This is a genomic window from Psychrobacter pacificensis (assembly GCF_900101915.1).
GTDB lineage: Bacteria > Pseudomonadota > Gammaproteobacteria > Pseudomonadales > Moraxellaceae > Psychrobacter > Psychrobacter pacificensis.
The window spans coordinates 176,447-183,900 of sequence record NZ_FNAL01000005.1 but is presented as its reverse complement, the minus strand read 5'-3'; the positions used below and the strand labels follow the sequence as shown (position 1 = coordinate 183,900).

Annotated in this window: 5 protein-coding genes and 2 pseudogenes; 1 reads left to right on the top strand and 6 read right to left on the bottom strand. The window is 43.0% G+C overall.

The annotated features are described in order from the left end of the window. From BLR43_RS04850 to BLR43_RS04830, 5 genes and pseudogenes are all read right to left on the bottom strand, one after another. Positions 1-422 (bottom strand): annotated as a pseudogene (locus BLR43_RS04850) (IS1595 family transposase); the annotation flags it as partial. Positions 423-467: 45 nt separating this feature from the next. After that, complete coding sequence (locus BLR43_RS04845; RefSeq protein ID WP_093069227.1) at positions 468-1,322, bottom strand: SDR family NAD(P)-dependent oxidoreductase; 855 nt, start codon at positions 1,320-1,322, stop codon at positions 468-470. A gap of 286 nt (positions 1,323-1,608) precedes the next feature. Next, a complete protein-coding gene (locus BLR43_RS04840) occupies positions 1,609-2,736 on the bottom strand; it encodes a M14 family metallopeptidase (RefSeq protein WP_093069226.1) in 1,128 nt (375 codons plus the stop codon). 323 nt (positions 2,737-3,059) lie between these two features. Next, entirely contained in the window at positions 3,060-3,884 is an 825-nt protein-coding gene (locus BLR43_RS04835) for a DODA-type extradiol aromatic ring-opening family dioxygenase (RefSeq protein ID WP_093069225.1), read from the bottom strand. Positions 3,885-4,020: 136 nt separating this feature from the next. Beyond that, positions 4,021-4,473 (bottom strand): DoxX family protein, encoded by a 453-nt coding sequence (locus tag BLR43_RS04830; RefSeq protein WP_071001522.1) that lies wholly within the window; start codon positions 4,471-4,473, stop codon positions 4,021-4,023. Between the two features lie 386 nt (positions 4,474-4,859). Between BLR43_RS04830 and BLR43_RS04825 the strand changes: the two genes are divergently transcribed. Then, on the top strand, positions 4,860-5,855 hold the full coding sequence (locus BLR43_RS04825; RefSeq protein WP_093069223.1) for a phosphatase PAP2 family protein: 996 nt from the start codon (positions 4,860-4,862) through the stop codon (positions 5,853-5,855). Positions 5,856-6,668: 813 nt separating this feature from the next. On the opposite strand, the pseudogene BLR43_RS04820 reads toward BLR43_RS04825, so the two are convergent. Further along, positions 6,669-7,265: pseudogene (locus BLR43_RS04820) on the bottom strand (IS1595 family transposase). Between the last annotated feature and the right edge of the window lie 189 nt (positions 7,266-7,454).

Here is a 7,454-nt window from a genome sequence, read left to right as displayed (position 1 = left end):
GTTCTCTATACCATTAATATGATTCTTGTCATTAACAAAGGTTTTGGAGTGGTTGATGAGATAATGAGTAAACTCACTGACATCTAATGCGTTATAGCTTTTAAATGAGTCAGTATAAACAATGCTATCAGGCTTCACTTACGCTTTAATAGGCCAAACACGGGCACTTTGCTACCAGCACCTCGCCCTCGCTTGCCTTTACGAGTGCCACCAAAGTATGATTCGTCTACTTCGATTTCGCCTTCAAATAGACCAGGGTCTTGACTATTCTCGTAAATAAGCACTCGTAGCCTATGAAAGTAATAACTGGCTGTGGTTTTATTAACACCAATTAGGCTTGCTGCTGTTCTCGCGGTAGAACCGGCAACAAATAGCTCGATGAGTCTGTTTTGTTTATACCAACTTAGTTTACTCTTTCTCATAGTACTATCCTAAATAATTTTACTTATCTAGGACAGCCCCTATTTTTAATATAACGACTGTAACACCTGCTGTGTTTGGCTTTCTAGCTCTGCAATGGCTTCTTTGTCTAACGCATCGGCATGCGGTTGACCAAATTCGCCCCTAGCAGCGCCATGTGCACCATCTTTGATATCGTTGTCAAAGTATTTACCCGTGTCGTCCGCGAACTCGTCCGAGACAGCCAATGCCGTTAAGATATTTGCGCCTTTATCTGCTGATGACCAGTGATGACCGTAGGCTTCATCAACCATCTTGGTGTTCAGCAGTGAGCCTGGGTTAACAGCGATCACATTGATACCATCGCTAGCGACTCTATCTGCCAAATCCATACTCCACATCGTGAGCGCCAGCTTACTTTGCGCATAGGCAGCTTTGTCATCGAGACGCTCTTGTCCTACAAATGCCTTATATGATATTGGAGCTTGAGCAGCCGAGCTCAGATTTACGATACGCGCTTTATTAGATTGCTTGAGTAACGGTAATAAAGCATTGGTCAGCTCATAAGGCGCTAGGTAATTGACCACAAAGCGTACGTCCAAACCATCTTTAGTTATCGCTGATGCCGTGGTATAAATCCCTGCGTTGTTTATCAATACATCCAGCTTTGGTAGCTTTTCATTGACGTCTGTGGCCATCTTGAGTACATCTGTTAAGTCAGAGAAATCAGCGACAAATCCATCAATATGATCTACCGCATCGCCTGTTGCCCCTGCTTGAACTTCTGCAATGACGCTGGCAAGTTTGTCAGCATCGCGGCCATGCAGGTACACTTGATGCCCAGCCTCTGCTAGCTTTAAAGCAGCCAACTTACCAATGCCATCTGTGCTACCGGTAATTAAAATTGTTTTAGTTTTACTCATGATTGCAACCATCCTGATTATTTAACTTATGGTTATATTATTAGGTACACGCTACATTTTATCCGCCGTCATGGTATCCATTGTTATGAAAGTGTTGTACTTCATACAGCCACTATTGATCATTTTTCAGTATTATTTTAAAAGTGGCGAACGCTTTATATAATTGTTTACTATAGGAAAATCATAACTATACACATAAATATCTGATAAATAAAAAACGCTAGTAAGTGAGTACTTACTAGCGTTTGAACAACGACTGTCTATCTAAATCTTCAGTTAGCGTCAATTAACGTAAATCGTCAACGACGGCTAGCATGGCGATAAGCGATGCTTCCCCTAACTGAATAGAACGCTCTGGTGACCAGCCCATCTCTGTATCAGGTAGATTATCGTTGTCTTTAAATGGCATCTCTAACGTATTGGCAAGACAATCAAAACGCTCAGCGACCCAGTGGGTTGCAAGCGTCATGTTCGCCTTACCTGGCGCATCAATCTCATAGCCGGCCTCGGTCTGAAAGTCAGCACTGGCTAATTTCAATGCGTCTGAAAACCGATCACGTAGATGTGCAAGGCGCTCGTTATAATTCGGCGTGCCTTGAGAGCCCGCAAGGAATGCATACGGCAATGCTTCATCGCCATGCACATCATAAAACAGATCAACGCCCGTCTCTTCCATCTTCTTAATCACATAAAACACTTCAGGGCTTTTGTCCAAGCTTGGACTTGCCCACTCACGGTTTAGGTTCGTACCTGCGGCGTTCGTACGTAGATGACCGCGTACACTGCCATCAGGATTCATATTGGGCACAATATAGAAATTGGCTTTATCTAATAACAGCCTGCTATTGGCATTGTCGCTGTCTAACAAGCTATAGAGCAAACCTTCGACCAGCCATTCCGCCATCGTTTCACCCGGATGCTGACGCGCAGTGATCCAAATATTGCGTTTATTAGTATCGCCATCACCAATTTTGACCAAAGTAAGGTCACGCTTATCCAGCGTGTCACCCAAATGCTCTAGCGTCACTAGCGGATGTGTCTGTACAGCGGCTAATAAATCTTGATGACGCTCATAACTATAAGGGGCAAAATAAGCAATTTGGATGGTTTCGCACGCCAGCTCTGCCACGATGGTTAATTTGCCATCTTGGTAAGAAGTAGGCAAACGGAACCAATGCTGACGATCGTAGGAAGCGACTGCTTGATAATTCTCCCACCCTTCGAGATAGGAAGCCTCCCCTGCATTCATAATATGAAGAACGTACTCCTCTCCAACCTCGCCAGAGAGACGGAAGTTAAACCATTGGAAAAATTCTTCGCCAACGTCTGGACGAATGGCGAGCTGAATATTATTTTTATCTTCTATATTAAGTACGTCAATATTACCTGCGTCAAAATTGGCAGTAATACGCATGATCGCTCCTTGATGGGTTGTGATGAGTGGATTTGATAAGCTCAATTGAGGCATAAAGACATATGATAGTCTGTTTTATGCTAGATATGGGCCAATCTAATACAGTAGAACCTCAATAAAATTGATACAGCATAGGAAACGCGCTCGATTAAACGCTATTTTTCTTGCTTGCTGTGACTGCGTCTCCAGAGGCTGCGAAAAATAGCGTTTAATCTTGCTATACCATTTTTATAATGGTTTCACTCTACAGTAGCGTATTTTTTTATTGGTCATCACGCCCTCTTTTTCAAGTGATCAGCTGAATGGCGTTCTCTACTTGGACTTTATCCAAACTGAAAAGCAGATAGCTGCGTTTTTAGCACTTGCTCAGAGTAAATTTTATCCCCCTTATCATTGCCTGCTGCACCTGCTGCCACCATCAGCGGTAGCAAATGCTCCTCTGCGCCTAATGGATGTGAGGCCATTGCATAAGGGGCTTTTGACCAGTTAGCCAGTGCTGACCACCGCGTCTCCGCATCCGCTGCAACAATATCGGTCAGCCAGTCGTCAAAAACTTCAGACGGTGCGGTGAAGTTTGCATCACCATAGCCGCGCATATTATGAAAGCTCATACCGCTACCGATGATCAACACCCCTTCTTGGCGTAATGATTGCAGGGCTTGACCTGCTGCCAGATGCGCTTCTGGGTCGAGATCATTACGTAGTGACATCTGTACCACGGGAATATCTGCCTCAGGGAACATTACCTTTAACGGTATAAAGACGCCGTGATCAAATCCACGCGCCGCATCTTGCTCATTTGGAATGCCTGCCGCTGTCAGCAGATTACTGACTCGCTCAGACAACGCGGGCGCACCTGATGCCGGGTAAGCCAAATCATAAGTATGCTCAGGAAAGCCATAATAATCGTAAATCAGATCAGGTTTTGCGCCAGAGGTGATACGAAATTCAGGCGTCTGCCAATGGCCGCTAATGATTAAAATAGCCTTTGGTCGCTCAGGTAATCGAGTGGTAATGCTCGCTAAAAAACTTGCCATACCGTCCCATGTATCCGCAGGTTGCCAATCCATAAAAAAACAAGGTCCTGCGCCATGCGGTATAAAGAATACAGGCAGGCTCACTGCCCCGTTAGATGCGTATATGCTCATCACTTTCTCCTTGTCACTTTTATAAGATGGTTTTATTGGTTGATATGAAACGGTTAATGTAAGTCATGACGATCTTGAAGGTGACACTTTTTTAGTGTTACTGATAGCCATTAAAGGTAACTATTACACAATCCGCTTAAGCTCGCCCTAGATTTTTTGATAATACCTTATCCATACTTATCGCACCGCCACCTTGTACCACCAGTGCCAGCAGCGCCACCATCAAGGTCAATGCATATTCGTAGCCGCCATTGGCAATGAATAAGCCACTACCGATATGGACAGAAAAAATAGCAACTAACATCGTAAAAGCGGCGATCAATGCTGCAGGTCTCGTTAATAATCCTAATACTAACGCAAGACCACCAAAAAACTCAGCACCGCCTGCTAAGATAGCCATCAGGTAGCCGGGCTCCATACCCATACTGCTCAACCAGCCTGCCGTACCTGCCAGCCCATTGCCGCCAAACCAGCCAAATAGCTTTTGCGCGCCATGTGCCATCAAAATTAGGCCCACAGGTACACGAAGGATTAAGGCAGCTGTGCCAGCTTTCGATGTTAAAACTCTATTGAATAATGAGGATTGCATTGATGAGTACTCCATAACGTAATAGTAAGATAAAGTGTTTAGATATTGGTATAAACATACTTTACTATCATCGTTATGGAAGAGTAAGCCAAGTTATATTGAATAATTATCAACGTAGTGTTGTTAATTGGTTGGACACCAAGACTATCAAACATAGTAAGGGTCTGAAGAAAAGAGTCTGGTCAGTCATCTCATCAATGGGGTTTTTCTGCATTGACACACCGTAAACAAAAGCAGACAGCAATCATCAATAGGTCTGCTACAGTAGCAGCCGCTTCTGATTTAGTATCTGGTATTTGATATTCGGCATTTATTATTTGGCGCGTTGCCAAGCCACCTCCATCTGTCCCATTTTTATGACGCACGACACAAAGGCTTCTCTGTTCATGATCGCATTTATACAAGAAAACCAGCAGTTATTCAGTTTGGCGATGGCGCTATTGTCCATCGTTGTTTTCTTGTGGGTGCTACAATATGTATTGATTCATTATGGCAAGCCCGCGCTCAGTCTGATCTCACGCGGTGAGCTGTGGCTGCGTGGACATATCGCCCGCCTACCCTTGATCACACGTTTACAGGACAAATACCCTGTATTGTTTGGCTTTATCGCCAAGCGCTTTGCCCGCGGTCATTTTTCTGGTCTGATACTCACGGTTTTAACGCTGCTCAATGTATATATTTTGGCAGTGTTTGCAGGTTTGGTTGAGGATGTGGTGGAGGCCGACTCTATCGTGACCACTGATTTGTTTGTATCGCAGCATATGAGCGTACTGCGCGAGTCTGGCATCATAGATATCTTTGTGTTGATCACCAGTTTGGGCTCTACGCCCGTCACTTGCCTGATTGTCGTACTGACTGCCATTTTGTGTATGGTGGTGCGCCGGCCTTACGTCATTATAGGACTACTGGTCTCGACCATCGGCAGCACAGCCTTTACCTTTGTGAATAAAATGGTGTTTCAACGCGCACGCCCTGTCGATATTTTGTTGCATGAGCATACCTACTCATTCCCAAGTGGTCATGCGACGGTCAGCATCGCGCTCTATGGGTTTTTGGGTTATATGGCGATTCGTTTTAGCAGTCGCTTTGTTCGTCAAGTCCGGCTGCTCTCACTGGCTGTTTTGCTGTGTGTGCTGATTGGACTGAGTAGAATCGTGTTAAACGAGCACTATCTGAGCGATGTGCTAGGCGGGTTTTTGGTGGGGTCGCTGTGGCTGATCATTGCGATCAGTGTGACGGAGTGGCTGACCGCAAGGGGTAAGATTAATTGGCACATGTCATGGTCAAAAGGACAAATCTCACTGGTATGGCTGGGCGTCATCATGGTGTTTGTGGCCACACTGATTTATGCCAATATGTATCAGTTTCCACTGCTTGGGTAGTGGTGGAAACTAAGTTGGCTTGGAAGGTATAAAACGCTCAGCGCTTATAACTGGCTAAATGTACTCTTTGATGTCATCATGAAATAAGTTAGGCAATGATCAGAGTTATACCCACGGATCATTAAGAAAATCAAATAGCTCCTGAAATAAAAAGTTAAAAAAACAGCCATTTTTTGTATATTTTAATGGCTTATTATAACGATTAGTTGAAGCCTTGATGAACACTCCCAGTAACTTCAAATTGATTTTGCTGAAACTCTACCGATGGAATATCAATATGGTCTTTTAACCAAGGCCACACTTCATTAGTTTTACCATTAGCCTGATGAGCTACGTAGAAAAATGATATTACGGGCTCTATAGTCAATCAATATTAAAAGTGGTACAAGGCAGACGAGTGCAGGTACTACAGTAGTAGGCTAAACGAGTCTAACGCTGTAACACTTTAATAGTGGTTCGACTATATGCAGTTGATAATATTAAAAATAGAGTCTTTGAAATATGCTTTATAAAACTCAGTTGCATCGATAGATTTCTGGTGGATTATCTCATTTCTGTACTCTTCAAGAGTAACAAAATGTCCCCACCATTTTTGCTTTTCTACAGCCTTAGTTTCGTACAACTCAGGAAGAATGTATTTAATCTTAGTTTTTAAACTAAGCCACCGCTTAATGGCTACTTTATCGTATGACTCTATAATACCTTTTGAGTTTTTCTTAGCTTGGTAAATGTGCCCATGAGGAATACTAAGATTAGCAAGTGCTTCTAAAGCAGTATAAGCAAAGACGATTGCAGATTGAATTTCTTCAAGGATTAAATATCACACCATTTTCTCAAGGTTTTCAGCTGATTAGATGGTGAACCATAGTTGAATCTAAACTCACACTCTTTTAAAAATAAATGGAAGTGCTTCTTATCGATTCCATTATACTTTCTGAGTGTTCATTTAGACTGATTCCAAAAGTTCTCAATGCCATTGATGTGATTGTTTTTACCGCAAATAAACTCTATAGAGTGATTGACTCTGAAATGTTTAAACTCGCTCACATCCAGTGCATTGTAACTTCGATAGCTATCCGTATAAACAAAGCTGTCAGGCTTGATGTTACGCTTAATGGCAGGCATTAGCGTGGTCTGCTTGGTGTCTGCTACGACCCCGCGACCTTTTTTACCTTTGTGTACACCGCCAAAGTAACTTTCATCTAATTCGACCTCACCATCAAAAAGCTCATCAGCTTCTAATGAGAGATGGTCATCTATCACAAGTCTTATTTTATGATAAAAAAGTGCAGCAGTATTAGGCTGAATATCAAGCAAATCTGCGGCTGTTCTAGCAGTCACTTCAGCTGTGAAAAACCCTAACAGCCTTCGCTGTACTTTTTTACTTAGTTTACAACGGGTTATCTTCATAAAAGTAGTCTAGCATAGTGCTTATCTACTACAGCCCCATTATCATTTATATTAAATAGAAACATTTTAGATGAAAAATCAACGCTGCTATCCAAGGTCAATAGAACGCACGACTTTACTATCGGTGAAGCAACAGCGTAAGATGACTGACGAGAGAATATTGATAACCGCTGGAAGGAAAACCTGAAT

What these genes read in the sequence shown, in the direction of transcription:
- BLR43_RS04830 (WP_071001522.1), bottom strand. Translation starts at nt 4,473, where the DNA reads ATGCAATCCTCATTATTCAATAGAGTTTTAACATCGAAAGCTGGCACA.
- BLR43_RS04840 (WP_093069226.1), bottom strand. Translation starts at nt 2,736, where the DNA reads ATGCGTATTACTGCCAATTTTGACGCAGGTAATATTGACGTACTTAAT.
- BLR43_RS04845 (WP_093069227.1), bottom strand. Translation starts at nt 1,322, where the DNA reads ATGAGTAAAACTAAAACAATTTTAATTACCGGTAGCACAGATGGCATT.
- BLR43_RS04825 (WP_093069223.1), top strand. Translation starts at nt 4,860, where the DNA reads ATGATCGCATTTATACAAGAAAACCAGCAGTTATTCAGTTTGGCGATG.
- BLR43_RS04835 (WP_093069225.1), bottom strand. Translation starts at nt 3,884, where the DNA reads ATGAGCATATACGCATCTAACGGGGCAGTGAGCCTGCCTGTATTCTTT.